General features: G+C 69.0%; 24 protein-coding genes. 2 read left to right on the top strand and 22 right to left on the bottom strand.

All coding sequences use genetic code 11. From position 1 onward, the window contains the following. Positions 1 to 52: 52 nt before the first annotated feature. From ACZ4RZ_RS28420 to ACZ4RZ_RS28410, 3 genes are all read right to left on the bottom strand, one after another. Positions 53 to 1,144 (bottom strand): hypothetical protein, encoded by a 1,092-nt coding sequence (locus ACZ4RZ_RS28420; protein WP_467748777.1) that lies wholly within the window; start codon positions 1,142 to 1,144, stop codon positions 53 to 55. A 100-nt stretch (positions 1,145 to 1,244) separates the two neighbouring features. Then, positions 1,245 to 1,550 carry a DUF3039 domain-containing protein gene (locus ACZ4RZ_RS28415; RefSeq protein WP_362017694.1) on the bottom strand — a complete coding sequence of 102 codons (306 nt, stop codon included), beginning with the start codon at positions 1,548 to 1,550 and terminating at the stop codon, positions 1,245 to 1,247. A gap of 29 nt (positions 1,551 to 1,579) precedes the next feature. After that, on the bottom strand, positions 1,580 to 2,152 hold the full coding sequence (locus ACZ4RZ_RS28410; RefSeq protein ID WP_467748776.1) for a YqgE/AlgH family protein: 573 nt from the start codon (positions 2,150 to 2,152) through the stop codon (positions 1,580 to 1,582). A gap of 280 nt (positions 2,153 to 2,432) precedes the next feature. Here ACZ4RZ_RS28410 and murA point away from each other — a divergent pair, with 280 nt between their 5' ends. Next, complete coding sequence (murA, locus tag ACZ4RZ_RS28405; RefSeq protein ID WP_467748774.1) at positions 2,433 to 3,773, top strand: UDP-N-acetylglucosamine 1-carboxyvinyltransferase; 1,341 nt, start codon at positions 2,433 to 2,435, stop codon at positions 3,771 to 3,773. Between the two features lie 253 nt (positions 3,774 to 4,026). On the opposite strand, the gene ACZ4RZ_RS28400 is transcribed toward murA, so the two are convergent. The 6 genes from ACZ4RZ_RS28400 to ACZ4RZ_RS28375 all read right to left on the bottom strand — a co-directional run bounded on the left by ACZ4RZ_RS28400 (position 4,027) and on the right by ACZ4RZ_RS28375 (position 11,426). Then, entirely contained in the window at positions 4,027 to 4,308 is a 282-nt protein-coding gene (locus ACZ4RZ_RS28400) for an HU family DNA-binding protein (protein ID WP_007382399.1), read from the bottom strand. 351 nt (positions 4,309 to 4,659) lie between these two features. Next, positions 4,660 to 6,093: an NAD-dependent malic enzyme gene (locus ACZ4RZ_RS28395; protein ID WP_467748772.1), complete on the bottom strand. Its 1,434-nt coding sequence runs from the start codon at positions 6,091 to 6,093 to the stop codon at positions 4,660 to 4,662. Positions 6,094 to 6,488: 395 nt separating this feature from the next. After that, positions 6,489 to 9,044, bottom strand: a complete 2,556-nt coding sequence (locus ACZ4RZ_RS28390) for a HelD family protein (protein WP_467748771.1) — start codon at positions 9,042 to 9,044, stop codon at positions 6,489 to 6,491. A gap of 83 nt (positions 9,045 to 9,127) precedes the next feature. Continuing rightward, positions 9,128 to 9,952 (bottom strand): anti-sigma factor family protein, encoded by an 825-nt coding sequence (locus ACZ4RZ_RS28385; protein ID WP_467748769.1) that lies wholly within the window; start codon positions 9,950 to 9,952, stop codon positions 9,128 to 9,130. Beyond that, on the bottom strand, positions 9,949 to 10,479 hold the full coding sequence (locus ACZ4RZ_RS28380; protein WP_037619265.1) for a sigma-70 family RNA polymerase sigma factor: 531 nt from the start codon (positions 10,477 to 10,479) through the stop codon (positions 9,949 to 9,951). Before ACZ4RZ_RS28380 ends, ACZ4RZ_RS28385 begins: the two co-directional genes overlap by 4 nt. 359 nt (positions 10,480 to 10,838) lie before the next feature. Further along, entirely contained in the window at positions 10,839 to 11,426 is a 588-nt protein-coding gene (locus ACZ4RZ_RS28375) for a CGNR zinc finger domain-containing protein (protein ID WP_467748767.1), read from the bottom strand. 163 nt (positions 11,427 to 11,589) lie between these two features. Here ACZ4RZ_RS28375 and ACZ4RZ_RS28370 point away from each other — a divergent pair, with 163 nt between their 5' ends. After that, on the top strand, positions 11,590 to 12,153 hold the full coding sequence (locus ACZ4RZ_RS28370; RefSeq protein ID WP_467748765.1) for an anthrone oxygenase family protein: 564 nt from the start codon (positions 11,590 to 11,592) through the stop codon (positions 12,151 to 12,153). Here the strand turns inward: ACZ4RZ_RS28370 and ACZ4RZ_RS28365 are convergent. The 13 genes from ACZ4RZ_RS28365 to ACZ4RZ_RS28305 form a co-directional block, all read right to left on the bottom strand. Next, entirely contained in the window at positions 12,102 to 13,253 is a 1,152-nt protein-coding gene (locus ACZ4RZ_RS28365; protein ID WP_467748764.1) for a uroporphyrinogen-III synthase, read from the bottom strand. The two genes, ACZ4RZ_RS28370 and ACZ4RZ_RS28365, sit on opposite strands and share 52 nt — an antisense overlap. Before the next feature lie 99 nt (positions 13,254 to 13,352). Then, a complete protein-coding gene (locus ACZ4RZ_RS28360) occupies positions 13,353 to 14,735 on the bottom strand; it encodes a nitrate/nitrite transporter (protein WP_467748762.1) in 1,383 nt (460 codons plus the stop codon). Between the two features lie 176 nt (positions 14,736 to 14,911). Further along, positions 14,912 to 15,883 (bottom strand): hypothetical protein, encoded by a 972-nt coding sequence (locus tag ACZ4RZ_RS28355; protein ID WP_467748760.1) that lies wholly within the window; start codon positions 15,881 to 15,883, stop codon positions 14,912 to 14,914. Between the two features lie 194 nt (positions 15,884 to 16,077). After that, positions 16,078 to 16,632, bottom strand: a complete 555-nt coding sequence (locus ACZ4RZ_RS28350) for a hypothetical protein (RefSeq protein WP_467748758.1) — start codon at positions 16,630 to 16,632, stop codon at positions 16,078 to 16,080. A 487-nt stretch (positions 16,633 to 17,119) separates the two neighbouring features. Then, complete coding sequence (locus tag ACZ4RZ_RS28345) at positions 17,120 to 17,809, bottom strand: hypothetical protein (RefSeq protein ID WP_467748756.1); 690 nt, start codon at positions 17,807 to 17,809, stop codon at positions 17,120 to 17,122. 24 nt (positions 17,810 to 17,833) lie between these two features. After that, positions 17,834 to 18,496 carry a hypothetical protein gene (locus tag ACZ4RZ_RS28340; RefSeq protein ID WP_467748754.1) on the bottom strand — a complete coding sequence of 221 codons (663 nt, stop codon included), beginning with the start codon at positions 18,494 to 18,496 and terminating at the stop codon, positions 17,834 to 17,836. A 27-nt stretch (positions 18,497 to 18,523) separates the two neighbouring features. Further along, the gene (locus ACZ4RZ_RS28335) at positions 18,524 to 19,873 is read right to left on the bottom strand and encodes a zinc ribbon domain-containing protein (RefSeq protein WP_467748752.1); all 1,350 of its coding nucleotides are present in this window, start codon (positions 19,871 to 19,873) and stop codon (positions 18,524 to 18,526) included. Then, positions 19,870 to 20,193: a hypothetical protein gene (locus ACZ4RZ_RS28330; RefSeq protein WP_467748750.1), complete on the bottom strand. Its 324-nt coding sequence runs from the start codon at positions 20,191 to 20,193 to the stop codon at positions 19,870 to 19,872. Before ACZ4RZ_RS28330 ends, ACZ4RZ_RS28335 begins: the two co-directional genes overlap by 4 nt. Before the next feature lie 128 nt (positions 20,194 to 20,321). After that, positions 20,322 to 21,359 carry a hypothetical protein gene (locus ACZ4RZ_RS28325; protein ID WP_467748974.1) on the bottom strand — a complete coding sequence of 346 codons (1,038 nt, stop codon included), beginning with the start codon at positions 21,357 to 21,359 and terminating at the stop codon, positions 20,322 to 20,324. Next, the gene (locus ACZ4RZ_RS28320) at positions 21,359 to 22,015 is read right to left on the bottom strand and encodes a hypothetical protein (RefSeq protein ID WP_467748748.1); all 657 of its coding nucleotides are present in this window, start codon (positions 22,013 to 22,015) and stop codon (positions 21,359 to 21,361) included. Before ACZ4RZ_RS28320 ends, ACZ4RZ_RS28325 begins: the two co-directional genes overlap by 1 nt. A gap of 203 nt (positions 22,016 to 22,218) precedes the next feature. Beyond that, on the bottom strand, positions 22,219 to 23,481 hold the full coding sequence (locus tag ACZ4RZ_RS28315) for an acyltransferase family protein (protein ID WP_467748746.1): 1,263 nt from the start codon (positions 23,479 to 23,481) through the stop codon (positions 22,219 to 22,221). Beyond that, the gene (locus ACZ4RZ_RS28310) at positions 23,478 to 25,688 is read right to left on the bottom strand and encodes a glycosyltransferase (RefSeq protein ID WP_467748744.1); all 2,211 of its coding nucleotides are present in this window, start codon (positions 25,686 to 25,688) and stop codon (positions 23,478 to 23,480) included. The genes ACZ4RZ_RS28315 and ACZ4RZ_RS28310 overlap by 4 nt, the downstream gene beginning before the upstream one ends. After that, positions 25,688 to 26,731, bottom strand: a complete 1,044-nt coding sequence (locus ACZ4RZ_RS28305) for a hypothetical protein (protein WP_467748743.1) — start codon at positions 26,729 to 26,731, stop codon at positions 25,688 to 25,690. Before ACZ4RZ_RS28305 ends, ACZ4RZ_RS28310 begins: the two co-directional genes overlap by 1 nt. Positions 26,732 to 26,734 lie beyond the last annotated feature (3 nt).

Here is a 26,734-nt window from a genome sequence, read left to right as displayed (position 1 = left end):
ACGCACTCCGTGCAACGGTCACACCATCGGCGGCCCTGTCGCGACGCAACGGTCAGGCGTCGGTGACCTGCTCCCCGGCCCCCCGGTCCGCCTTCGTCTCGGCCTCCTCCGGCCCCGGAAGGAACGGTACGGACACCAGGCAGAACAGCCCCCACACAACGGTCGACGTGAGCAGCACCTGCCATGTCTCCCGCGGCGCGTCCCCGAGCGTCAGCAGCAGGACGCCCCCGCCGAGCCCGCCGGCGGCGACGAGATGGACCCGCACCGCGAGACTCGGCACGAACACCTCACGCAGGAAGCGCTCCCCGTACCAGAGACGTACGGTGCGCCGTGCGAGCATCGGCACCACGCAGGCGCCGACCAGCACCGCCGGCACGGCGAACGACGCGGGCAACGGGCTCCCGAACTTCCCGAACTGGGCGAGCGCTCCGGTGCCAAAGCCCACCGCGAACCCCCAGGGAGCCGCGGCAAGACCGGCCCGCCCGCGTGCCGCGCGGCCCCCTCCGCCGTACCGCTCATCGTTCGCGGCCCGTATCTCGGCGATGCGCTCGCGCCAGGTGAGGCCGGCCCGACTGGGCGCCACCACACACAGCAGAACCACCCCCATCGGAACGATGCGCAACAGCTGGAGCACGTTCTCGACACCGTCCGACCAGTCACGCACCAGCAGCAGCGTGCCGGAGAGCAGCACCGGCACGAGCATGAGGAGCAGCCACGGACTGTGCCGCCCCGGCATCCGCATCGCACGGCGACCGCCCAGCTCTTTGGCGCGCTTCGCTTCCTGTCTGGACTCTCGGCCGCCGCCCAGCGTTCTGTTCAGGGCCACGGCCAACGCCCGATGCGCCGCCGCCTCCTCCGGCGCCAGCGCCACGGCCGTACGGCCGGCGGCGACCGATTCCTTCCACCGCCGCAGTTGACCGGCGGCATCGGCGAGGGCGAGATGCCCCTGCCAGCAGTCCGGAGCGAGCGCGACCGCCCGCCGGGCCAACGGCAAGGCCGCCTGCGGATCCCGGAGTTCCACCAGCACCAGCGCGGCCAGGCTCAATTCCTCCGCGCTCTCCGGCTCCGCCCGCTCCACCAGCGCCCGGCTCTCGCGGTACTTCCGCGCCTCCGCCAGCTCCCGCGCCCGCAGCAACAACTCCACGCCCCACCCCCGGGTACGACAAGACCGCGGCGCCCCTGACCTGGGGCACCGCGGCCGTGCTCGGTCTACGCGGCCTACTGCGCCGGGCGACCCGGGGGCGTTACTTCTTGTCGCCGCCCTTGCCGTCCTTGCCCTTGTCGCCGCCGGCACCCATGGACTCGTAGATCTCCTTGCACATGGGGCACACGGGGTACTTCTTCGGGTCACGGCCCGGGACCCACACCTTGCCGCAGAGGGCCACGACGGGCGTGCCGTCGAGGGCGCTCGCCATGATCTTGTCCTTCTGGACATAGTGGGCGAAGCGCTCGTGGTCCCCGTCGCCGTGCGACACCTGCGGCGTCGGCTCTACGAGGGTCCCCGTCCCCGTGCCTCGCTGGGGCTGGGTCTCAGGCTCAAGAGTGCTCATGAGTGCAAGGGTACTGAAGCCCGCGCGCATCAGTTGAGCGACGGGTCGTCCGGATACGTCGCCACCATCGCCAGCTCATTGCGCTGGCGGCGCAAGACCTCGCGCCAGAGCCGTTCGGGTGACGGGGAGGAGACGTCTCCGGGTTCGGACTCGACGACGTACCAGGCGCCCTCGACCAGTTCGTCCTCCAGCTGACCCGGGCCCCAGCCCGCGTACCCGGCGAAGATTCTCAGTGAGCCGAGGGCCGAGGCGAGGATCTCGGGCGGGGCCTCCAGGTCGACGAGGCCGATCGCACCGTGCACACGCCGCCAGCCGAGGGGCGCGCGTTCACTGGACGCGCCGCCCGGGATGACCGCGACGCCCAGCGCCGAGTCCAGCGACACCGGGCCGCCTTGGAAGACGACGCCGGGCTCGCCGGCCAGGTCCGCCCAGGCCTCCAGGATGTCGCCGACGTCCACCGGTGTGGGCCGGTTGAGGACGACGCCCAGGGAGCCCTCCTCGTCGTGGTCGAGGAGCAGCACCACCGCGCGATCGAAGTTCGGGTCCGCCAGGGCGGGCGTGGCCACGAGCAGCCGCCCTGTGAGCGAGGACACCTCGGTCATGCCAGACATGATCCCGCATCTTCCCTTCATGTGGGGAGGCAATGCCGGTACGGGAGTGAATGCAGCTCAGGGCGCAAAGAAGCGACCCCCGCGCACGCCCGAACCGGTGACCCCGTGTGCCCGATTCGGAACGGTTCGTGTTGTGGCAAAGCTATGACGTAGCTGGGTGGTACTTGGGCTTACTGAAGGGGGGTGGGCGGCTATTACCCTTGCTCATCGGCTCCCGCAAACCGGCTTGCCGACGACTCGAACCTGCCCAACTCACCGGAACGCGAGATACATGACCGTCAACGACGATGTCCTGCTTGTCCACGGCGGAACCCCGCTTGAGGGCGAGATCCGTGTCCGCGGTGCGAAGAATCTCGTACCCAAGGCCATGGTCGCCGCCCTGCTGGGCAGCGCGCCGAGCCGGCTGCGCAATGTCCCCGACATCCGCGACGTGCGCGTCGTACGCGGTCTGCTGCAGCTGCACGGTGTGACGGTCCGTCCGGGTGAGGAGCCGGGTGAGCTGGTGCTCGACCCGTCGCACGTCGAGAGCGCGAACGTCGCCGACATCGATGCCCACGCGGGTTCGTCGCGCATCCCGATTCTGTTCTGTGGCCCGCTGTTGCACCGTTTGGGGCACGCGTTCATCCCGGGGCTCGGTGGCTGCGACATCGGCGGGCGGCCGATCGACTTCCACTTCGAGGTGCTGCGGCAGTTCGGCGCGAAGATCGAGAAGCGGGCGGACGGCCAGTACCTGGAGGCCCCGCAGCGGCTGCGCGGCACCAAGATCCGGCTGCCGTACCCGTCCGTCGGCGCCACCGAGCAGGTGCTGCTGACGGCCGTTCTGGCCGAGGGCGTCACCGAGCTCGCCAACGCCGCCGTGGAGCCCGAGATCGAGGACCTCATCTGCGTCCTGCAGAAGATGGGCGCGATCATCGCCATGGACACCGACCGGACGATCCGCATCACGGGTGTGGACAGCCTCGGCGGTTACACCCACGCGGCCCTCCCGGACCGCCTGGAGGCCGCCTCCTGGGCCTCCGCGGCGCTGGCGACCGAAGGCAACATCTACGTCCGCGGCGCCCAGCAGCGCTCGATGATGACGTTCCTGAACACCTACCGCAAGGTGGGCGGCGCCTTCGAGATCGACGACGAGGGCATCCGCTTCTGGCACCCGGGCAGCCAGCTCAAGTCGATCGCCCTGGAGACGGACGTCCACCCCGGCTTCCAGACCGACTGGCAGCAGCCGCTCGTCGTCGCCCTCACGCAGGCGACCGGCCTCTCGATCATCCACGAGACGGTGTACGAGTCCCGCCTGGGCTTCACCTCCGCGCTCAACCAGATGGGCGCGCACATCCAGCTCTACCGCGAGTGCCTCGGCGGCTCGAACTGCCGCTTCGGCCAGCGCAACTTCCTGCACTCGGCCGTCGTTTCGGGCCCGACGAAGCTCCAGGGCGCCGACCTGGTCATCCCCGACCTCCGCGGCGGCTTCTCGTACCTGATCGCCGCCCTCGCGGCCCAGGGCACCTCCCGGGTCCACGGCATCGACCTCATCAACCGCGGCTACGAGAACTTCATGGAGAAGCTCGTGGAGCTCGGTGCGAAGGTGGAGCTGCCGGGCAAGGCACTCGGATAACAGCAGTCGCTTCACCCCCGGCCCGGGGGCAGCGCCGCTCCCGGCTGGGGGCCGGGGGTTACCCCCCGGATAGACACAGCATGGAGAAGCTCGTGGAGCTCGGCGCGAAGGTGGAGCTGCCGGGCAAGGCGCTCGGGTAACAGCGGCAGTCGTACGTACGACGATGGGGCGGCCCCCGGTGAAGGGGGCCGCCCCATTGGCGTTACTGGCGCCTCGTACGCGTCCCGTGGCGTACGGGAACGTACAGGTGGGCTTACTTGCCCTTGGCGGCTTCCTTGAGCTTGGAGCCCGCGGAGACCTTCACGCTGTAGCCGGCCGGGATCTGGATCGGGTCGCCGGTCTGCGGGTTGCGCGCGGTGCGAGCGGCACGGTGGGTGCGCTCGAAGGTCAGGAAGCCGGGGATGGTGACCTTCTCGTCGCCCTTGGCGACGATCTCGCCGACGGTCTCGGCGAACGCGGCCAGAACGGCGTCGGCGTCCTTGCGGGTCACCTCGGCGCGGTCGGCCAGCGCGGCCACCAGCTCACTGCGGTTCATGTTGTTACTCCCGTGTTCTTCTTGCCGTTGAGGCGTGCCACGCGGCGGAGCCGCATATTGGGCACAGCGGAGTCGATGCTGCCAGGGTCCTCGGTCGGTCCCCGGACCCGGGTCCGTAGCCAGACCCTCGCGCCCGAAGACGCATCCTGCCCCCACCTGCGGCGGGAAAGCCAATCCGGCACCCCTGGGAGTCACACGAACACCCTTGGGAGTCACACGAAAAGGCCCTGCAGAGGCCTGGGCAGGGCTGAGCCTGGCCGCCACCCTAAAGGCGGCCACAGGTCCCGCGTCCACGACGCGCCGGGATCCGGCGCGGTCGTGGCACCCGTCACAGCCGCGGCACGGCCGCGCTCACACGGTCGTGTTGTCCGCTTCCGTCACCCCCGCCGCCCGCGCGGCGTTGCGCACCGCTCCGGCGACCGCGCCCGCGACCTTGTCGTTGAAGACGCTGGGGATGATGTAGTTCGGGTTGAGCTCGTCCTCGGTCACCACGTCCGCGAGGGCGGTCGCGGCGGCCAGCATCATCTCCGTGTTGACCGTACGCGACTGGGCGTCCAGGAGGCCACGGAAGACGCCCGGAAAGACCAGGACGTTGTTGATCTGGTTGGGGAAGTCGGAGCGGCCGGTGGCGACAACTGCCGCCGTCTGGCGGGCGATTGCCGGGTCGACCTCGGGGTCGGGGTTCGCGAGCGCGAACACGATGGCTTCGTCGGCCATGGCGGCCACGTCATCGCCGTCGAGCACGTTCGGAGCGGAGACGCCGATGAAGACGTCGGCGCCGCGCACGGCCTCCTTCAACGTGCCGGTGAGGCCCTCGGGGTTGGTGTTGTCGGCGATCCAGCGCAGCGCCGAGTCCGGGGTGGCGTCCACCAGGTCGGCGCGGTCGGCGTGCACGACGCCGTGGATGTCGGCGACGACGGCGTTCTTGACGCCCGCGGCGAGGAGCAGCTTGAGGATGGCCGTACCGGCCGCGCCCGCGCCGGACATGACGACGCGAATGTCGCCGATCGCCTTGCCGGCCACGCGAAGTGCGTTGGTCAGGGCGGCGAGTACGACGATCGCGGTGCCGTGCTGGTCGTCGTGGAAGACCGGGATGTCGAGGGCTTCACGCAGCCGCGCCTCGATCTCGAAGCAGCGCGGCGCGGAGATGTCCTCCAGGTTGATGCCCGCGAAGCCGGGGGCGATCGCCTTCACGATCTCGACGATCGCGTCGGTGTCCTGGGTGTCCAGGCACAGCGGCCAGGCGTCGATGCCGGCGAAGCGCTTGAAGAGGGCCGCCTTGCCCTCCATGACGGGGAGGGCGGCCTTGGGCCCGATGTTTCCGAGACCCAGCACGGCCGAGCCGTCCGTCACGACCGCAACGGAGTTGCGCTTGATGGTCAGACGGCGGGCGTCCTCGGGGTTCTCGGCGATCGCCATGCACACCCGGGCCACACCCGGGGTGTAGATCATGGACAGGTCGTCACGGTTGCGGATCGGATGCTTGGACTGCATCTCGATCTTGCCGCCGAGGTGCATGAGGAACGTACGGTCGGAGACCTTGCCGAGCGTGACGCCCTCGATGCCGCGCAGCTGCTGGACGATCTCGTCGGCGTGGGCCGTGGAGGTCGCGGCGATGGTGACGTCGATCCGGAGCTTCTCGTGGCCGGAGGCGGTCACGTCGAGGCCGGTCACCGAGCCTCCGTGGGACTCTACGGCCGTGGTGATCTGGGACACCGCGGTTCCGCTCGCGGGCACCTCCAGCCGGACCGTAATCGAGTAGGAGACGCTGGGCGCCGTTGCCATGGCCGACTTCCTCTGCTTTCACCGTGTCGCTGGTATGCCGTCCGATCGTCGCACCTACCGTCGAGTACGCGGTAGCCGCCCCGGATTGCGAACGTTTTGTTCGTGAGCGGCGGAAACTTTCGGAAAACTTCTTCCACCATACGAGAAGCGAGAGCACAACAAAAGAGGCCCACGTCACGTGGTGACGTGGGCCTCTCGGACGTTCAATGACACCGACCCGCCATGCTCGCCTCGCGGCAAGTGGTCGCTCGTAGCGACGAAGGTTGGGCCCGGGGGCTTGGATCGGGCCGGTGCCACGTCAACGGTAACAAACGATCCCCGTAAGGCAATTCCCGTCCCGAGAGTTCTTTCCAGTGGGGCGAGACGGATGGGTGGGCAGGACAAAGGCGCTCACATCAGTCCCGGAGCAGATCAGGCACCCCGTTCGCGTCGGCTTGGTCCCGCTCACCGGAAACAACGGTCAGCTGCTGCGTAGCCCGGGTGAGGGCCACGTACAGCACGCGCAGCCCCGCGGGCGACTCGTCGGCGATCTCCGCGGGCGAGACGACCACCGTCGCGTCGTACTCCAGCCCCTTGGCCTCCAGGCTGCCGAGCGCCACCACGCGGTCGCCGAGCCCGGCGAGCCAGCGTGCGGCCTCCTCGCGCCGGTTCATGGCGACGACGACACCCACGGTGCCGTCCACCCGGTCGAGGAGGCGCGCCGCCTCGGCGTGCACCGCCTGCGCGAGTGAGTGCCTCACGACGGCGCTGTGTCCATGGTTCGTCGTCACAAAACGCGGCTCGACGCCGGTCGAGCGTACGGCGGACGGGGACTCGGAGCCGGGCATGGCGAGGGCGAGGACCTTGGCGGCCAGCTCGGCGATCTCGGCGGGGTTTCGGTAGTTGACGGTGAGGGTGAAGCGGCGCCGGGGCCGGGTCCCGAGGGCCTCGTCACGGGCCTCGGCGGCCTCGTCCGGGTCGGACCACGAGGACTGAGCCGGGTCGCCGACCACCGTCCAGGTGGCGTGCCGGCCCCGCCGCCCGACCATGCGCCACTGCATGGGCGTGAGGTCCTGCGCCTCGTCGACGATGACGTGCGCGTACTCGGTCCGCTCCTGCGCCAGCCGCTCGGCGCGCTCGCGCTGCGACTCCTCGCGTGCGGGCATGAGCTCCTCGAGCCCCGTGAGGTGGTCGAGCGGATCGAGGTCGCGCCTCTTCCTGGGCCGGGCCGGGCTGCCGAGGATCGCCTGGAGCTCGTCAAGGATGGCCACGTCATGAACGGACAAACCGTCCCGCTTGAACGAGCGCGCCACCCGGCGGATCTCGCCGGGGTTGAGGATCCGCCGCGCCCAGCGTCCGAGCCGCCGCTCGTCGGCCATGGCGGCCAGCACGCTGCGGGGGGTCAGCTCCGGCCACCACGCGTCCAGGAACTCGATGAAGTCGTGCTCGGACGTGATGTCCTCGTCGAACGACGACCGCAGCTCGGCGGCCAGCTCCGGGTCCGTGTGCCGCGTCCCGGCGCCCGACTGCGCCCACAGCGCGTCGAGCAGCAGCTTGCGGGCGCGGGGTCGCAGCAGGTTGACGGGCGCGGTCCCGCCGAGTGCGTTGCGCTTGATCCGGTCCAGCTCGGCCGCCTCCAGCTCCAGCCGCCGCCCGAAGGCAACGACGCGAAGGCGGGTGGGCGGACCGGCGGGGGCCCCACCCTCCGGGCCGCCCTGCCCGGCGGCCCCGGCCTCCTCGCCGAAGGCGAGCTGCTCGGCGTGGGGGCCGCGGTCGCCGGCCCGCAGGCCGGTGCCCAGTGCGTCCACGCCGCCGTTCCCCGAGACTCCGGCCGCGTCGGTCCTGCCGTGGATGGTGTCCGTACCCCCGGCGGAACGCCCGGAGCCGCCGCCGGGCCCCTCCAGCACCCCGCGCGCCGCCTTCCGCAGCACCTTCAGCATCCGGTACGAGCCCTTGGCGCGGGCCACCGCCGGGGAGTCGTACAGCGTGGCCTCCGCGCCGTCGACGAGCGAGCCGATCGCGCGGATGGCGACCTGGCCCTCCTCGCCGAGGGAGGGGAGGACGCCCTCGGTGTAGGCAACCAGCAGCGGGGTCGGGGAGACGATCAGGATGCCGCCCGCGTAACGGCGACGGTCCTGGTAGAGCAGGTACGCCGCCCGGTGCAGGGCCACCGCCGTCTTGCCCGTGCCCGGGCCGCCCTCCACGTACGTCACGGACGCGGCGGGCGCCCGGATCACCAGGTCCTGCTCGGCCTGGATGGACGCCACGATGTCGCGCATGGTGTGGCTGCGGGCCTGCCCGAGCGCGGCCATCAGCGCGCCGTCGCCGATCACCGGGAGTTCACGGCCGTCCAGGGCGGCCTTCAGCTCCGGGCGCATCAGGTCGTCCTCGACACCGAGGACCTTGCGCCCCTTGGAGCGGATGACCCGACGGCGTACGACACGTCCCGGGTCGACCGGCGTGGAGCGGTAGAAGGGGGCCGCGGCGGGCGCCCGCCAGTCGATGACCAGTGGCGCGTAGTCCGCGTCGAGGACGCCGATCCGGCCGATGTGGAGCGTCTCGGCGATGTCGGCGCTGTTGTCCTCGCGGACGGCGCCCTCGGCCGGTTCCACCGCCGTGTACGCGCCGTCCGGGCCCTTCTTGCCGTCCTTCCCCAGGAGCAGGTCGATACGGCCGAAGAGGAAGTCCTCGAACTCGTTGTTGAGGCGGTTGAGGTGAATTCCCGCGCGGAACACCTGGGCGTCCCGCTCCGCGAGCGCCCCCGGCGTACCGACCTGACCGCGCTTGGCGGCGTCGTTCATCAGGAACTCCGCCTCGTGGATCTTCTCCTCGAGGCGCCGGTACACCCGGTCCAGATGTTCCTGTTCGACGCTGATCTCCCGGTCCCGTACGGAGTCGTCCTTGACGGAGTCGTCCTTCGCGGATTCGCGGACCGAGCCGAGCGCGGTTTCCTGCTGAGCCTGAGCGGCCACCGGGCCCCCTTCTGACGTGCTGGGCAGCCGTCAACCGTACGCGAAGGGGGCCCCGCCAGGCTACGTGCGCGCGAGGGGTTCGCTCACGCGTCCACCTCCACGAGCCGCTTCCCGTCGAAGGTCATGACCTCGAAGTGGTCGATCTCATTGGGCGAGAAGGCCGCGCCGCCGTGCACGTAGAGCGGGGATTTCGCCTCTTCGGTCTTGGCGTTGGGGACGCCGTAACCCCACTTCGGGACCGCCCAGGAGGTCACCGTCTCGCGCTCGCCGTTCTTGCCGACGGCGATCAGGGAGCACTTGAGCGGGCCCTTGACGTTCTTGAGCTGGAGGACGGCGTGGGTGCCCCAGTCCTTCTTCTCGACGGCGACCACGGCGTTGACCTTGGTGCTCGGGTCCGTGGCCGAGACCCTGTCCTTCATGACGTCGAAGGCGGCCCTGGCCGGGCTCGTGGGGTGCGCCATCCCGGCCTCATTGCTGGTACCGCCGCCGTTGACCGCCATCACCGTCAGCGGACCGCCGATGATCAGCGCGGCCGCGGCCGCCACCAGGTACATCCCGCGCCGGCGCTTCAGGGCGCGCCGCTCGGAGACCTCGTCGACCAGCCGTTCCGCAAGCCGTGGGCTCGGGCGGGCGGACAGCGACTCACCGATGGCCGGTGTGCCCTGGGAGGCGGGCAGATCCGCGAGCGCGGCGAGCATCGGTTCCATCCCGGCAAGCTCGTCGAGCTGCTGGGCGCACCACTCGCAGGTGGCGAGGTGTCCCTCGAAAGCGGTTGCTTCGGCGTCGTCGAGAATCCCGAGCGCGTAGGCGCCGACGGTCTCGTGGATGTTGTCACCCGGGTTCTGCTGTCCCTGTGGTCCCTGCATGGCCCCTGGACCGCCCGTTCCGTAACCCCCGTACGTGTTCATGCCGTCACCCCCCGCTCCTCCAGCGCCAGCTTCATCGAGCGCAGGGCGTAGAACACCCGGGAGCGCACGGTGCCGCTGGGTATGCCGAGCGTCTCGGCCGCCTCATTGACCGTACGCCCTTTGAAGTACGTTTCGACCAGAACTTCCCTGTGAGCAGGGGTCAGGTCGTCCAGCGCGTCCGACAGTGTCATCAGCCACAACGCCTTGTCGATCTCGTCCTCCGCGGGGATGACCTCCAGCGGTGACGGGTCCACCTCCTGCGGCCGGGCCTGCCGGCTGCGGTGGCCGTCGATGACGATGCGCCGGGCAACCGTCACCAGCCAGGGTCGTACCGAACCGGTCGCACGATTGAGCTGACCGGCGTTCTTCCAGGCACGGATGAGCGTTTCCTGCACGACGTCCTCGGCGCGCTGCCGGTCTCCGGCGACCAGCCGCAGCACGTAGGCAAGCAGGGGTCCCGCGTGTTCCCGGTACAACGCACGCATCAGCTCCTCGTCGGGTTCGGTCGACGAGGACTGCTGGGACATGCGATGTCGGGCCCTTGGCCTTCGTTCATCAGCCACGGCGGAATCCTTGCGCACGCCTACCTCCGGTGTCCGGGGGTTCCCCCAGTCGGTCGCTCATCTCCGGGTACGTGCGCAGGCGGGCGCGTGTTCAAAGTGGTCGCACATATTTCTTGGTCAGGGTGTGAAGAGGGAGTTGAAGGGCTTTCTGAAAACTGGATGCGGTCGGGGGGTCACGTACGGGTCACATCCGGGCCCGCGCGCTGATCCACGACCGGAAGGACCACTCGGGGCCGGAGTGGGGAGGATCACATCCCGCGGAACGTCCGAATGTCCCGTACGTGGAGGGTCCGGAGGATCACGCGCGGACACGGGGCGCCCGCTCACGCACGTGCGAGAGCCGCCCGGCGGCGGTGCCGGGCCACCCGCTCCCGGTTGCCGCACACCTCACTGGAACACCATCGTCGGCGCCGGCCCCGGGAGGTGTCGAGGTAGACGATCGGACAGTTGTCCCCCTCGCACTGCCTCAGGCTCGCCCGCGCCACCGGATCGGTGAGCAGTTCCAGGGCGTCCCGGGCGACGACGGAGAGCAGTTCGGCGCAGCCGGGCGAGGTGCGCAGCCTGCGGTGCAGCGAACCGTCGTCCGCGCGTACCGCCCAGGGCGCGGGCGGGGTGTCCAGCGCGACCGCGTTGACGCGGGCGAGTGCCGCGTCGGCGGGCCGCGCGTCGAGCTCGCCGCGCACCAACTGGGCGACGTGTCCGCGCAGTTCACGGAAGCCGAGCAGCCATGTCGCGTCGACCGATGCCAGCGGCGTCCCCGCGGGCACGAGTCCCGACGCGGCGATCCAGGCGCGCAGCCGGGCGGCCGAGTCGAGCCGTTCCTCGGGATGGGTGGTCGCCGTCAGGTCCAGGCAGATCCGCCCGGAGTCGAACCGCAGCTCGTACGAGGCCGTGGCCATGCCCGATGCCATGTGCCTGTCACCGCCTTGGGGTTACCCGCTGTCGTACCCCCTACAGTGCATGCCCGCACGCGTGGCCGGAAGACTCAATACCGCTCATCTGCTGGACGCGCGCTTATGGGGCCGCGCGTCTGAGCCATGTCACCCGTGCCGCGGCGCCGGTTGACTCAAGGACATGACAGACAACAGCACGGGGCGGCGTACGACCGCCGGAGGTGTACTGGGCGCGGCCACGGTCGCGATGGGCTTGATCGCCGGGGTCTTCTACATATTCGCCTGCGACGTCATGCCGTCGCTGGCCCGCAGCGACGACCGCGTCTTCATCGAGGTCATGCAGAACATCAACGACGTGATCCAGAACCCGGTGTTCTTCCTGAGCTTCATGGGCGCGTCGGCCCTGACGGCGATCTCCGCCTGGCAGTTGCGGAACTCCCCGTACCGGTGGTGGGTGTTCGCGGCCCTCGCCGCGTACGCGCTGGCCTTCCTCTTCACCGTCGTCGTGAACATCCCGCTCAACAACGACCTCGCGAACGCCGGCGACCCGGCGAAGATCGCCGACCCGGCCGCCGTACGCGAGAAGTTCGAGGACACATGGGTGGCCTGGAACGTCGTACGGGCTCTGCTCTCGACGCTCGCGCTGGCGTGCCTGGCACGCGCGCTCCTTCTGTACGGAAGGTCCGGAAGGTCTTACGCGTCGGCGTACTTGGCGTCCGCGGCCGGGTCGAGCGCGAGCCGGTAGCCGCGCTTGACCACCGTCTGGATGAGCTTGGGCGCGCCCAGTGCCGTACGCAGCCGGGCCATCGCCGTCTCGACGGCGTGCTCGTCCCGCCCGGCACCCGGCAGCGCGCGCAGCAGCTCGGCCCGGGCCACCACCCAGCCGGGCCGCCGCGACAGGGCCCGCAGCAGCGACATCCCGGCCGGCGGCACGGGTCGCAGCGCCCCGTCCACCATCACGGCGTGCCCGCGGATCTCCACCCGGTGCCCGGCGATGGGCAAAGTCCTGGCCCGCCCCGGCAGTTCCTGGCACAGCAGCTGTACGAGGGGGCCGAGCCGGAAGCGTTCGGGCTGGACCGTGTCGACGCCCAGGGCCTGCAGCGGCAGCGCGGTGACCGGGCCGACGCAGGCGGGCAGCACGTCGTGGTGGAGGGCGGCGAGAAGTTCCGGAAGCAGTCCCCGGTGCTCCGCCCGGGACAGCAGGGAGGCGGCGGCGGGCGCGCTGGTGAAGGTGAGCGCGTCCAGGCCCCGGGTGACGGCCGCGTCGAGCAGCCGGTCGACGGGCCCGATGTCCTCCGGCGGCATCCACCGGTACACGGGGACCCCGACGACCTCGGCGCCCGCGGCGCGCAGCGACTCCACGAATCCCGGCAGCGGCTCGCCGTGCAGCTGGATGGCGATGCGGCGCCCGTCGACCCCCTCGTCCAGGAGCCGGTCGAGGACCTCGGCCATGGACTCGGAGGACGGAGACCAGGCCTCGGTCAGGCCCTGGGCCCGTATCGACCCCTTGACCTTGGGCCCGCGGGCGAGCAGCTCGACCCCGCGGAGCCGGGCGAGCAGGTCCTCGCCGAGCCCCCACCCGTCGGCGGCCTCGACCCAGCCCCGGAACCCGATGGCGGTCGTGGCCACCACGACGTCCGGTGCCTGGTCGATCAGTTCCTTGGTGGCGGCGAGCAGCTCGCTGTCGTCGGCGAGCGGCACGATACGCAGGGCCGGCGCGTGCACGACGGAGGCGCCACGCCGCTGGAGCAGCGCCCCGAGCTCGTCGGCCCGGCGCGCGGCCGTCACGCCCACGGTGAATCCGGCGAGGGGGCCGGTGGCTGCTTGCTGCTGTTCGTCGTACATGGCTCTCGTCTCGCGCTGGAGGCATGGCACCTAGATGCCGACCGAGCCTGTCAACGGTGCGTGACAGGCTCGGTTCGGCTTCATGTCGCTGGTGTTACGTCACACCTCGGCGTAGCTGAGCTGCGGCTTCGCCTCGGAGAGGGCAGCTTTGGCCTGAGCCTGGGCGGTCGGGCGGCGAAGGTATACGGCCCAGGTGACCGCGAAGCAGACCGCGTAGAAGGCGAGGAAGGTGACGAAGGCGCCGGTGCCGGAGCCGGTGGAGAGGAAGGACTGCCGGAAGGCGAGGTTGATGCCCACGCCGCCGAGCGCGCCCACGGCTCCGATGAGTCCCATCGAGGCCCCGGAGAGACGGCGCCCGTAGCCGGCGGCCTCTTCACCCTCCAGTCCCTTGGCAAGAGCCTTGGCCTGGAAGATCCCCGGGATCATCTTGTACGTCGAACCGTTGCCGAGCCCGCTGAGCACGAACAGGACGATGAAGACGGTGACGAACAGCGGCAGCGACTTCTGCATGCTGGCGACGACCAGGATGGCGGTGGCGACGGCCATGCCGACGTAGTTCCACAGCGTGATCTTCGCGCCGCCGTACCGGTCGGCGAGCCAGCCGCCCACGGGCCGGATCAGCGAGCCGAGCAGCGGACCGATGAAGGTGAGGTACGCGGCCTGGAGCGGCGTACGGCCGAACTGGACCTGCAGCACCTGCCCGAAGGCGAAGGCGTAGCCGATGAAGGACCCGAACGTGCCGACGTAGAGGAAGGACATGATCCAGGTGTGCGCGTCCTTCGCGGCGTCCTTGGCGGCGCCGGTGTCGTTCTTCACGGACGCGATGTTGTCCATGAAGAGGGCGGCGAGGACGGCCGCGACGACGATGAGCGGGATGTAGATGCCCAGCAGGACCCTCGGTCCGCCGCTCGCGCCGATGATGGCGAGAGCGATCAGCTGGATGACCGGCACACCGATGTTGCCGCCGCCGGCGTTGAGACCGAGCGCCCATCCCTTCTTCCTCAGCGGGAAGAAGGCGTTGATGTTGGTCATCGAGGAGGCGAAGTTGCCGCCGCCGATACCGGCCAGCAGACCGATCCACAGGAAGGTGGAGAACGAGGTCCCCGGCTTCATCACCGTGAAGGCGGCGATGGTGGGGATGAGGAGGAGGCCGGCGGAGATCACCGTCCAGTTCCGCCCGCCGAAGATCGCCACGGCGAAGGTGTACGGCACCCGCACGACCGCGCCGACCAGCGTCACCATCGACGTGAGCAGGAACTTGTCGGCCGGGGTCAGCCCGTACTCGGGACCCATGAAGAGCACCATCACCGACCACAGGGTCCAGATCGAGAACCCGATGTGCTCGGACAGCACGGAGAAGAACAGATTCCGCCGGGCGACCTTCTCCCCGGTCTCCTGCCAGAAGGCCTCGTTCTCCGGATCCCACTGCTCGATCCAGCGGCCTCCCCTGTTCCGTGCGGGGGCTGTACTAGGGGCTGTCATGACGCCTCCACTGTTCTCCGGTGCGGTGCTCGTGTCATTCCTGGGCTTGCCTGGGGATGACACCCGAAGGTAGGGAGGGCGCGTTTCCGGCCTGTGGCTGTGGGTGACCGGAAGGGAACGTTGCTCTCACTCGGCCGCGGGGGCGGCGGTGAGGGCGCGGTTCGTCTTCTCGGTACTCAGTGCTGTGGGGGGACGGGGCCGGGCTGGGGTCCGGGCTGGGGCTGGGGGTAGGAGCCCGGGGCCGGCCGGCCGTAGTACGGCGGGCTGGGGAGCTGCTGTTGTCCGTACGGGCTGGGGGGCTGCTGTTGTCCGTACGGGCTGGGTGCCTGCGGCTGGCCGTACGGGTCCGGGGTCGGTTGCTGGCCGTACGGGCCCGGAGCCTGCGGCTGGCCGTACGGCCCCGGTGCCTGCGGCTGACCGTACTGGCCGGGAACCGGCTGCTGGGCGTACTGGCCGGGTACCGGCTGCTGGGCGTACTGGCCGGGCACCGGCTGCTGACCGTATGGGCCCGGCGCCTGCGGAGCGTATGCCCCTGGTCCGGCGACCTGCTGCGCGTACGGCGCCGGCGGCAGATACCGCACCCGGCCGCCCTCCTCCGCGACGGGCGCGAACCCGGCGGCCTGCAGCCGCGCCGCGAACTTGGCGTTGCGCTTGCGCGTCACGACGAGGCCGATGCCGAAGACGGCCATGAGCACCGCCCACACAGCGCCCGCCACGGCGAAGGCGACGGAATCCCCACCGGCCCGGACCGCCAGGACGACACAGCCGACGGTGACGCCGACCACCCCGTACAGCATCCGCTTCTCGGCGTTCTTGCCGGTGAGGTCGAAGTTGATGCGGGCCTTGAGCAGCTCCAGCGCGTCCGGAATGACGGGCGGCAGCGACTGCCCGTCCCCGGCCTGCGGAAACTGCGCCCAGTTCTGCGCGGCCCGTGCCTGGGCCTGCGGGCTGGGGTCGGGCACGATGAGCATCGTGAGCGCGTTGTTCCGCCCGCTGCCCTGACGTACGTCGGCGTACTCGTACCCGAACTGCTGGGCTATGAAGGCGAGTCGAGCCAGCTTCTTCACCGAGGCCATGGGACTCGTGAGCTGAACCGCCTCCCCCGCGGCCATCAACTGGAACATCTTCCGAATCTGCCGCTTGCTCATGCCGCCCCAACTCCCCACCGGGCCCACCCGTTCACATCCGCAACCGGCCCAGCCTTTCACGCGCCCACACCTCCACAGAACGGCAGGGCAACCTGATTTACCGGGCCTTGACCTGGCGTTGACGGGAACAGCGCAACCTCGATCCCAATGAAACTCTGACCATTACGCCGCGTCATCTCCAAAATCATTGCTTGTCAAGGAGCAACTGCGGAAACCCAGTTGGAGGTCCTCACCAGGATCGGGCCGCTCACCTCGCAGGCGCCAGCGGTGTAAGCGAGCCAGCGAAGCTCGTCGCAGGCGAAGAAAGACTCACCCCATGTGTCCACCCAGATTCGCACCCTGCCCTCGCCGGTCCGCGTCAGATCCCACCAGGCCCAGCCGCGGAATTCGGAATCCGGGTCGAACTGGAACAACCACTCCTGCAGCTCCCACGCCCCACCCTTGATGGCTGCCGCGTAGCGATCCATGCCGTGCTGAGCGAACTCGGGGATCGTCGAGGACGAGCTGCGGCTGGCGACAGCCACCCACTCGGGGACCGCGTCGGCGGGGAGGTCGTCGCCATCGAATGACTCTGAGACAGCCAGGTCCAGGGCGGCACTCAGTACGTACCGAATCCTGGCGCTGTACTTCTCGACTGGGCTGTTCGTCAGGACATCGAACGCGCACAGGACGGGAGGAGCGTCCTGCACCGGCGGCCTGTGTGTCAGCCGGCGCTTCTCCTGCTCGATGTCCTCGATTTCGTGCAACATTTCAGAGGTTCTCCGTCAGCCTTCCTGGACTACTCTGCCGGTGGTGGTTGTAGTGGAGGCCGGATTCCGGGTCGAAGAAACTCCGGCCTGGGGTATTGCCAGGCCTGCCGACCTCGAACCACAGCGGCTTCCCGGCTCCCCCCTCAAGTAGGTCGTCGTCGAGGGCCAGCCACCCCACGAGTTCGCGCATTCCTGTACGAAGAGCAGTCGGCGCCCGCCGTCGGCGTCCCGCCGAGCAGGGCGGTCCCGATCTCCGGGCGGCTTACCGAAGGGCGGCCGGGGATGTGCGCACTGATGTCCCACACCCCCACTCGTAACCGCCTGGGGAGTGGCGGGCAATGCGGACGCAGTTCGCGCCGTCGGGGCCCTGCAAAGCGCCTCATTTGATTGGCAGCTTTGCGCCACTCGGTCATCCCTCGGGCACAGGGCCAACAGGGGAAGACGCACTCCCCGTTGACCCAAGGTTGCCACTTGCCGACGAGCAGCCTCAGGAATGCGTCTCGCTCATGCCGGGCTCCAGTGGATTGTCGAAGCTGACAGTCTCGCCGATCTCCCGAAGGATCGCGCGGTACTGCTCGCGGCGGTGCACAGCCGTCGTACTCAGCGTGAGGACGACGAGACGTTTGCAGTCCGGGTGCGGGAGGTGGGCGTGGATCTGGATCAGGGGTGCCTGGCGAAGTCCGCTGTCCACCGAGGGCATAAGTACGGTCTCGCTGAGGGTGGCTGGGCCGCAGGGAAGTTCGAGGTACTCGAATCGGGTGTGGCCTCGAGCCGACGTCACGGCGCGGGCCGCGGTGACGGCACGCGAGACCAGAGCAGTGTTACGCCAAGACAGGGTGAAGAGGGAGAGCAGGGGCCGACCACTGCTGTTGCCCGTGTCGTCGATGTCGTCGCGGTGCAGGCCGATCGAGCAGTGGACGGTGCCGACCTCGCGCAGGGCGCTCAGCAACTGCTGGCCCTGGGCGAATTGAGCGATGAACTGCTGGCGGATCATCTCCTCGGGCGCCGCGTCGAGGAATGGGGCGAGGGCGGTGCGTAGTGCGTCGGCAGCCGGGGAGTCGGGCGCCGGCAACAGGGCGTCGAGCGGTAGAGCGGCGAAGCCTGGGGGTTCGGCGAACCAGAGTTCGGTGGCGGGGTCCTTGGCGGAGTCGTGGAGGGTGAAGGTGGGGACGGCCATCAAGGTGCCTCTTCCTGGCGCGTATCAGGACTGGGCGGGGTGGATGCCGACGCGTCGGCCACGTTCGATGTCCTCAGGTGTAGCGCTCCAGTGCGCAAAACTGCGGCCGTCTTCCTCCCTCAACCGCTGCTGAAGGACATGCAGGCGGCGAGGTGCCTCGCCATTCGGAGTGGGCGCGGCGACGAGACCGATGAAGCGAGGGTCGCCGGCGAACCACACCACCTCAATCTGTGCCTTCAGCTCGGGCTTGGCACGGGGGGCCAAACGGCGACTCCACCACTCCGTGCGCAGATGCTCGGCGAACACCAACGGAAGTCGCTGCTCCGGGTGGGCCGGATTGGGGAGTTCGAACCATCCGTACTGTCTCCCGAGGACCTCTGGGTGCTTGGTCAGCCCAGAAGGTACGCCGCGGAGAATTTGCCACGGGTACGTTTGCAAGATGCGCCGCATGCGGAGCGCTGCAGGAAAATAGCGTACTTGGAGCACAGCTCGGTACAAGGAATAGAGCAGAAACGGTAGGAATAAGAACGCAAATCCTGGAGTCAGGAATCTGACCAGCACGGCTAGCAGAGCAATCCAAGTGGCGAGCCATCCGATGAGGCCAGCGACGTTAATGGCCATGTGGCGCGCCCAGGCCCGGTGGGTAAGCGGGTGGCCCCAGGCGATGGTGTAGTCAACAGGGTTCATTGGAGCGCTCTCTCTGCGGGAATAAGGTCAAAAGGCATGGCCAACGAGGTTCAGGATTCCACCGTTGTCGAGGATGAGCCGCGTCCCGTCAATTCCGGCAACAGAGCCGTCCTTAATGCCGTCGTCGTCCGCATCCACCATGCTGTTGCCCAGACCGAAGCCACCGGTACCCACACCAATCAAGCCCGACGTGGCGGCTACCGCTTTCTCCGCCTTCTCGGTGTCGCTTGCACCGCGCACCAGCCATCCGGTCAGCGGATTTTCCAGGCGTGAGACGCCTTGGGCCCCTTCCATGATCTTGGAACCGAAGACGCCAGCCTTCTGCCCAATTGAGAGGGTCTCGCTTCCCGTACGAATGGCGTTTACCGCTCCTCGGGTTCCAACCACCGCTGCTCCAAGCCCCGGAAGCGCACCCATGGCGTCGCCTCCCACGGTGACCAGGTTGCTGAAGAAGTCGGCGTCGAACTCCCACTTGGTGAAGCCGTCCTTCAACGACGCCCACATCTCGGGGTCCTGGAAGATTCGCAGCCCCAACGCCGTTGCGCTGAGCGTCGAGGCCGTCAGCATCAGTGCCGCCACCATCGCGACACCCAGCGGCCCCGAGAAGATGATCGCCACCAGGCCGGCGGCACCCGCAACAAAGCTGAGGATGTCCGGCAGATTGTCGTGGAGCCAGTCGAGTGCCGAGTCGAACCAGCCCGGCTCGTGTGGCGCCAGTTTCTTTGTGGCGTCGCGGATCTTGCGGGCCCGGTGCTGGGCTTGAAGCTCGTGCTCGTCGGCTAGCTTGCGGGCCTTGCTCCGGATCTTCTCGAGCGCGTCCTCGGCGTCGTCCACGGCCGCGTTCGCCCTGGTCAGGGCCTTGTGCGCCTCGTCATGCGTGGCGCCCTTCTTGTGCAGGTCAGGGCTGTTGCCGGCCTTGGTGGCGTGGCCCTTCGCCCGGTCCACTACGGCCTGCGCGTCCTTCGCGTCTTCTTCGAGTCGCTTCGCTCGACGTTGGAAGTCGTCGAGCTCGCCTTCCCAGCGGTCGAGTTGCTTGGCCGCCTTGCGGATCGAGTGCGCGGCGTTCTTCAGATTCAGTGGCAGCGGTCCGCCGTCGAGCTGCTCGCGGAAGGCGACGGCCGCGTCGCCCTTCCAGTAGCTGCCGTCCATGAGCTTGGTGACCAGGTCGTGCGTCTCTTCGAGGACCTTCGCGCACCCTGTGAGCTTCTTGCGCAGGCCGGTCACGGTCTCGGTGCTGCCCGGTACCGGGTTGAAGCCGAGGTGTGGGTAGTCGGGGTTCGGGATGCGCGGGGTGGACTTGAGGCCTTGTGGTTTGTCGCGGTCGGCTCGGGACTGCGGGTCGAGGGCCGCTCCTGAATTCCCCGGCGGGTACGTCACTTCGAAGCCCCGCTCTTGCCCTTGCCTGCCCTGGACTTCTTCAGGGCCTCCTCCAGAGCCTTGTCCACCTCGCGGTAGCTGTCCCTGCTCTTTCCGATGATCTTGGCCAGATCTTCGGTCTGTTCACCGATCTGGTCGGTCCCGTACTTCCAGTCGTCCTGGAAGTCCTCACAGGCGGTGTCGAGATCATCGGTACCCAGGCCCGTGACCGTCGCGTCTTCCAGCGCCTTGCGCAGGCCCTTCAGCGAGTCGGTCGATTTCCTGAGCAGCTTCATGAAGTGCGTGAGCTCGTCCCCGTCCACGACCAGCCGTTCCGCCATGCGCCCCGTCCCCTCTCCCGGTTCACCTGCACCATTGGGAGGAACGACGTCGGCGATCTTTCGTGGCGTCCGGTGGAGTGCTCCCCTCTTTAGAGGGAGCACTTACCGGACACGGGTGGTGACCGCGGTCAGCGGTTGACGGACTGGATCTCCTGGACGATGACGTCCTGTTCGGCCCCGAACGTGCCGTCCGGCAGGCCCCGTTCCTCGTTCACGCCAGTGCCCGTCCAGTGGATCTTCCAGGTGATGGTGGCCTTGAGCTTGTACGAGCCGTCGCCCGAGGAGCGCAGGTAGCGCACGCCGCAGGGCGGGGTCTCCTCCGACTTGCCCTTGGCGTAGGCCTCGCCGATGTGGCCGTTGTCGAACTCGCAGACGCCGGAGGCAGGGTACGTCGCGGCGTCTTCCGTGCCGGGCTCGATCTTCAGCGCAACCGGCTCCGCCGTGGTTGTCGCCGAGACATTGAGCAAAGGAACCGAAGCGGTCACCGACACCGGCTTGAACTTCGCCGTGTCCAGCCACGCCCACGTCGGGAGGTTCACCTTCGTGGTGCCCGCCGGGGCAAGGTCCACCTTCGTCGACGGGACGCGTATCTCGGCGTACGCGAGCTGCGCCAGCATCTCGGGGGTGATCGCCTCGGGGATGTCCGCGGGCGGGGGATCGCCCTTGTCCACCCAGAAGATGGGCTTGTCGCAGTCGAGGGCGCCCGGGTCACCCTCACGCCCCTTGGTGACGTACGAGTCCCACCAATAGCCCTTGCCGGCCTTGGCCTTGTTGAAGTCCTTGTACTCGCCGCCGTTCACGTACTTGTTGCGCTGCTCCAAGTCCCACTGGGACCCGGTCGACTCGGCATTCCAGATCGGCTCCAAGTACTTCTGCAGCTCGTCCGGGGTGTACTTGGGGGCGTAATAGCACGCGGGCGGGGTCCAGGTGGACGTCGTGGACGTCACCGGTCCCGCCGACTCGCCCGATCCGTTCTTCGAACGGTCGAAGACAACGGCTCCAGCCTGTGCGGAAACGCCGCCGGTACCGTCGGATTTACCAGATGCGCTGGTATCCGAGCCGTTGGTGCTGCCGCCATGGCCATACCCCGCGAACGCTTGAGTCGAGCACAGCAGCAGGGCCGTGGAAGCAATGAAGGCGACCGCTCCGGCGTTCCTGTACTTCATCAAGACTGGCACGCGCTGCTCCCCCGCTGCGACGTCAGCTTCTCCGTGATCCAGATGCCTTGCTTGTTGACCCGCAGTCGGCTGTTGTAGAGGACGTAGTTGTCCTTCGACTTCGGAGTCACCTCGGTCTTGCCGGTCTTCAGGCTCTTGTTGTAGGCCTTGTTCTGGTCCTCGCAGTAGACAAAGCCCGCCGTTCCGTCAGCGTTGATCTTCACGTTGGCGTTGTAGTAACGCTTTGCTCCGGTGATGCGGTCCTTGTAATCCACGAACTCCTGGATGAACTTCTGACTCCCGGCCGCCGCCGTGCCTTCGGAGTAGAAGCGGTATGCCTTGTGAAGCGGGTCCTGCTCAGCAATGGCCATGTCCACGGCCTTGATGAACTGCTCACTGTCGCTCAGGACCGCGTCCTTGGCCTTGTCCCCCGTCTTCGGCCACTCGAAGGTGTACGTGAGATCGGACGGCAGCTCGATCTTCGGGCGCTCGGCGGCCGCGGAGGCCGAAGCGCTAGGCGACGCCGAAGTCTCACCCCCCGTATCCGCCCCCGCGATCTTGTCATTCCCCTTCGATCCGCCACCGCCCCCACCGCACGCGGTCAGAAGCAGCGCAGCCACCGCACCAACGGCGGCTGAAGTGAGCAGGCGGGGACGGCGGTTCACGGCAGGCTCCTGTGCGGCGTGGGGTTCGTGAGGGCCCCGACACGCTATCGGTGACGCGTGTGGCGACACCAGAGCGAATTACGTCAACGGGAGCGACAAATCCGGCGTAGACGCACAGAAGCTCGCCAAGTCAGGGCCCACAAGCACCGATTGGGTGACGCTGCAGGGCCCGAATCGTGACCGCCTTGGCCGCTGCAAAGTCGTCAGCCCCGGTGCGAACCGGGGCGAGCGGTCCGGGCGGCCCGTCCCCGCCCCTTCGCCCCGTTCGGCCACAGCCGAGGACTCCGCTTCGCCGCGATGTCCTCGATCCACCCGAACGCGACGATCGCCAACCCGATCAGCGGCCACACCAGCACAAACATCCACAGCATGTACGTCGTATCCAGCGCCCCCACCGCCCGATCGCTCTGCATGAACGGAAGGTCGTACGCCCGGTCGATGATCGGGACCGTGGCCATGATGAGCATGTTGTGCCAGAGGTAGATCGTGACGGCGCGGTTGTTCGACAGCGTCACCAACGTGTCCCACTTGGCCAGGCGGCCCGGCAACTCCTGCCACGACGGGGAGTATTGGAGCAGGATCACCACGAAGCCGAACGACCACGTCGCCTGAGCCAGCGGGATGTCGTTCAGGTCCCAGCCGTCGGGGCCCAGGTGGCCCGACGCCCACCACAGGCCGAAGGCCATCACAAGGCTGGAGCAGGAAACGGCGATGTAGCGGGGGACCTTCGTCAGCAGGCCCTCGTGGTGGGCGAAGCCCAGGACCCAGCAGCCGCCGAAGACCGCGAAGTCGGAGATGGTGTTGCCCATCTCCCCGGGGATGGTCACAACGCCCGTACCGACGATCGCGGTCAACGCGAGCGGGAAGAGCAGCGTCGCCCACGGAACCCGGCGGAACGCCCACAGGAGGAGCGGTGACGCCACCACGAACCACAGGTACGCCCGCAGGTACCACAGCGGGCCCACCGCCTGGACCGCCCACGTGTCCTCCAGGAGGCCCGCCTTGTCCCCGATGTGCCAGGGGAAGGGCGGGGCTCCGAAGGGGATGACGTAGTTGATCATCTCGACCAGGCCCCATGTACCCCCGTGGTCCGGGTCCTTCGTCACGCTCCAGCCGCCCGCGAACATCAGGGTGAGCGCCACCGCGCTGAACGCCCACAGGGGCGGCAGCAGTCGGCGGACCCGGCCGCGGATCACGCTCAGCGCGGGGCGGCTCAGCGAACGCGCCATCAGCGATCCCGCCAGCGCGAACATCACGCCCATGGAGGGGAAGAGCACCGTCAGCCATGCCCAGCCGAAGAGGTGGTAGACCACCACTCGGACCAGGGCTATCGAGCGGAGCAGGTCCAGGTAGCGGTCTCGGCCCGGCTTCTTGGGCGCGGGTGCCGGGGCCTGTTGAGGGACTACCTGGGGTGCGCCGAGCGGCGGTGTCGGTGTCGCCCCCGCCGTGTACTCGTGCGTCGTCATCCCACCGGCCTCCGATCATTCCCGCCGCGTGCCGCCCGCTGCCGCGGGATCGATCCCGGTGCCTCCACCACGCCCGTGCGCCGCAGCTTCTGCCAGCGCAGACGGCCTCCGGTGAGGGCGGTGATCCATGACTGGAGGAGGACCACGTACATCAACTGCCTGTAGAGGATTTGCTGGAGGGGGAGGGATATCAGATGGGTCATGCGTTCTCGGTCCAGGCGGAACGCGTACGCCGCACACGCTGCCTGGATCGCGAGCACGCCCAGCCAGGCCACGATCGTCTTCTGCGTCGGGCCGAAGACGACCCCGTACAGAAGGAATACGTCGATCAGGGGCGCCAGCAGCGGCGCCAGGACCATGAACAGGGACACCAACGGGAGGCCCACGCGGCCGAAGCGGCCCGACGGACCCCGTTCGACGAGTGCCCGCCGGTGCTTCCAGATCGCCTGCATCGTGCCGTACGACCAGCGGTAGCGCTGGGACCAGAGTTGCTGGACGGACTCCGGGGCCTCGGTCCAGGCCCTGGCCTGCTCCGCGTACACCACGCGCCAGCCGTCGCGGTGCAGGGCCATCGTGATGTCGGTGTCCTCGGCGAGCGTGTCGTCGCTCATGCCGCCGACGCGTTCCAGGGCCGAGCGACGGAAAGCTCCGACCGCGCCCGGGATGGTCGGCATGCAGCGCAGGATGTCGTACATCCGGCGGTCCAGGTTGAAGCCCATCACGTACTCGATGTGCTGCCAGGCTCCGATGAGGGAGTCGCGGTTGCCGACCTTCGCGTTGCCGGCGACCGCGCCGACCGTCGGATCGGCGAAGGGCTGGACCAGTTCGCGGACCGTAGCCGGTTCGAAGACGGTGTCGCCGTCCATCATCACGACGATGTCGTAACGGGCGTTCGCCAGGCCCCTGTTGAGGGCCGCCGGCTTGCCCGCGTTGTGCTGGCGTACGACGCGTACGTTCGGCAGGCGCAGACCCTCGACGATGCGGGCCGTGCCGTCGTTCGAGCCGTCGTCGACGACGATGACCTCGATGGGGTGTTCGCTCGCCATCAGCGAACGAACGGTGTTCTCAATGCACTTCGCCTCGTTGTACGCGGGGACCAGCACCGACACCGGTTCGGTGATCGGGGCCGGGCCCCAGCGGAAGTCCCGGCGCCGCACCCGGCGGGCGTGCGCGGCGGAGAGCAGGAGCATCATCCCGAAGCGCGTGAAGACCAGGACGCCGATGATGGCGATGCCGATGACGAGGGCGTCGGTGATCTTCTCGGAGGCCTGGACCAGGTGGATCCAGGTCTTGCCCTTCCACAGGTCGAGGCCGGTGACCTCGGTGTGCGCGCTGGGGGCGTGGAGCGCCTCGGTGAGGTTCTGGAACTCGTAGCCCTGGCGCTGCAGGTCGGGCAGGAAGCTGTCGAGCGCCTGCACCGTCTGGTGGCGGTCACCGCCGGAGTCGTGCATCAGGACGATCGCGCCCTTGCCGCCGTGCGGGGTGGCCCGGCGGATGATCTCGTCGACGCCGGGCTTCTGCCAGTCCTCGCTGTCGGTGTTGTTGACGACGGTGATGTAGCCGCGCGTACCGATGTACTGCGTCACCGGCCAGGACTTGTCGTCCATGGCGTCGGCGAAGGAGGAGTACGGGGGCCGGAAGAGGGACGTACGGATGCCTGCCGCGCCCGCCAGGGCCAGCTGGTTCTGGGACAGCTCCCAGTCGATGCGCTTCTTGGACTGGTAGGAGAGGTCCGGGTGGTTGAAGGTGTGCAGGCCCACCTCATGGCCCTCTTCCACCATGCGGCGCACCAGTTCCGGATAGCGCGAGGCCATGGTGCCGGTGACGAAGAAGACGGCGTGCGCGTGGTGCGCCTCGAGGACGTCGAGGACCTTGGGAGTCCACTTGGGGTCCGGGCCGTCGTCGAAGGTGAGGACGAGGCGGTGGTCCGGCACGGTCATGCTGGTCGTGCGGCCGCTGCGGGTGTCGATGACCGGGCCGCCCTTGAGGATCTTCTCCGGCACCTTGTCGGTGGACGCCTCGGGCTGGATGCGGTGGTCGGCAAGGATCTCGCTGTGCACGTAACCGCGCAGCATCAGCATCGCCATCAGGGCGAGGAGAACGAGCGAGGGCAGCAGAAAGCGCATGGGCAGGCGTCGTCGCCTGGGGTTGGGCTCCGGCCGCCGCGTACTGGGTGCGGGACCGTGACGGCTGGTGCGGGATGCCATCAGAGGATGTTCTCCGGGTACGAGGAGCTGGTGGTGCTCGGCTCTGGCTCCAGGGGGCCCTGCTCGACGGGCGAGGCGTAGCCCTCCGCGACGGTTCCGGAACCGGACCCGTCGGTGACCGCGCTCTCCGTGGGATCGGCCGTGGCCGTGCCGGTGTCCGTGGGTGTGGGGGTCGGTGGGTCGACCACCGGGTGCGTCGTCCCGGGGTCCGGGTCCTTGGTGGTGCTCGTGCCCGGGTTCGGCTTCGTCGTGGCCGACGTCGAGGGCTTGGGGTCGCTGGACGTGCCCAGGTCGGCCGCGCTGCCCGAGGCGTCGGGCGTCGGGCTCGCGCCCGGCGACGGCGTCGTACCGTCACCCGCCGTCGCGCTCGCGCCCGGAGAGGCGCTGCCCGTACCCGACGGACTCACCGTCTCGGCGGGCAGCGGCGACGTGTCGACCTGTCCGGCCGGCTGTTCGTCCTGCTGGCCGGGCACCGGGAGCCAGGGCGCGTTGGAATTTCCCGACAGGAGCGTGGCGACGATGACCACGGCGTAGACCGCGCAGGCGATGCCGACAAGGATGCCGAAGCGGCGGAATCTGCGGCTGCGGCGGCCCGACTCGTCGACGAAGACCGGCCCGTCCGAGCCTTCCTGGGCACCCGGGGCGTCCTTGGCCTGCTGGACCAGCCAGTCCTCCAACTGGCGTCCGGCGCCGTCGAGCTGGATCGTCACCTCGTGCGGATCGTGGGTGTGGCCGGGGTCCTCGGACTCCTCCCACGCGGGGTGTTCGCCGAGGTGGCCACCGCGCCGGCGCTCGGGGTCCGGGGCTACGGCCGTCCCGAAGAAGGGATCGGCCTCGGCACCAAGACCGGCGCCGGTGGTGCGGTCCGCGGCGGCACCGAGGCCCGCGCCGACGCCAAGGCCCGCGCCCGGAAACGGGTCCGACAGCACCTCGGTCTCCGGCTCCGAATCACGCTCGGTGCGCTGCCCGGCCCGCGGCCAGGACGCCGTTCTACCGCCGGCCTCCGGCCAGGCAACAGCGTCGTCGGCTCCTGGCCGGACCACGGA

This window comes from Streptomyces sp. NPDC027189, from assembly GCF_055566975.1.
This window is presented reverse-complemented; position numbering and strand designations above follow the sequence as displayed.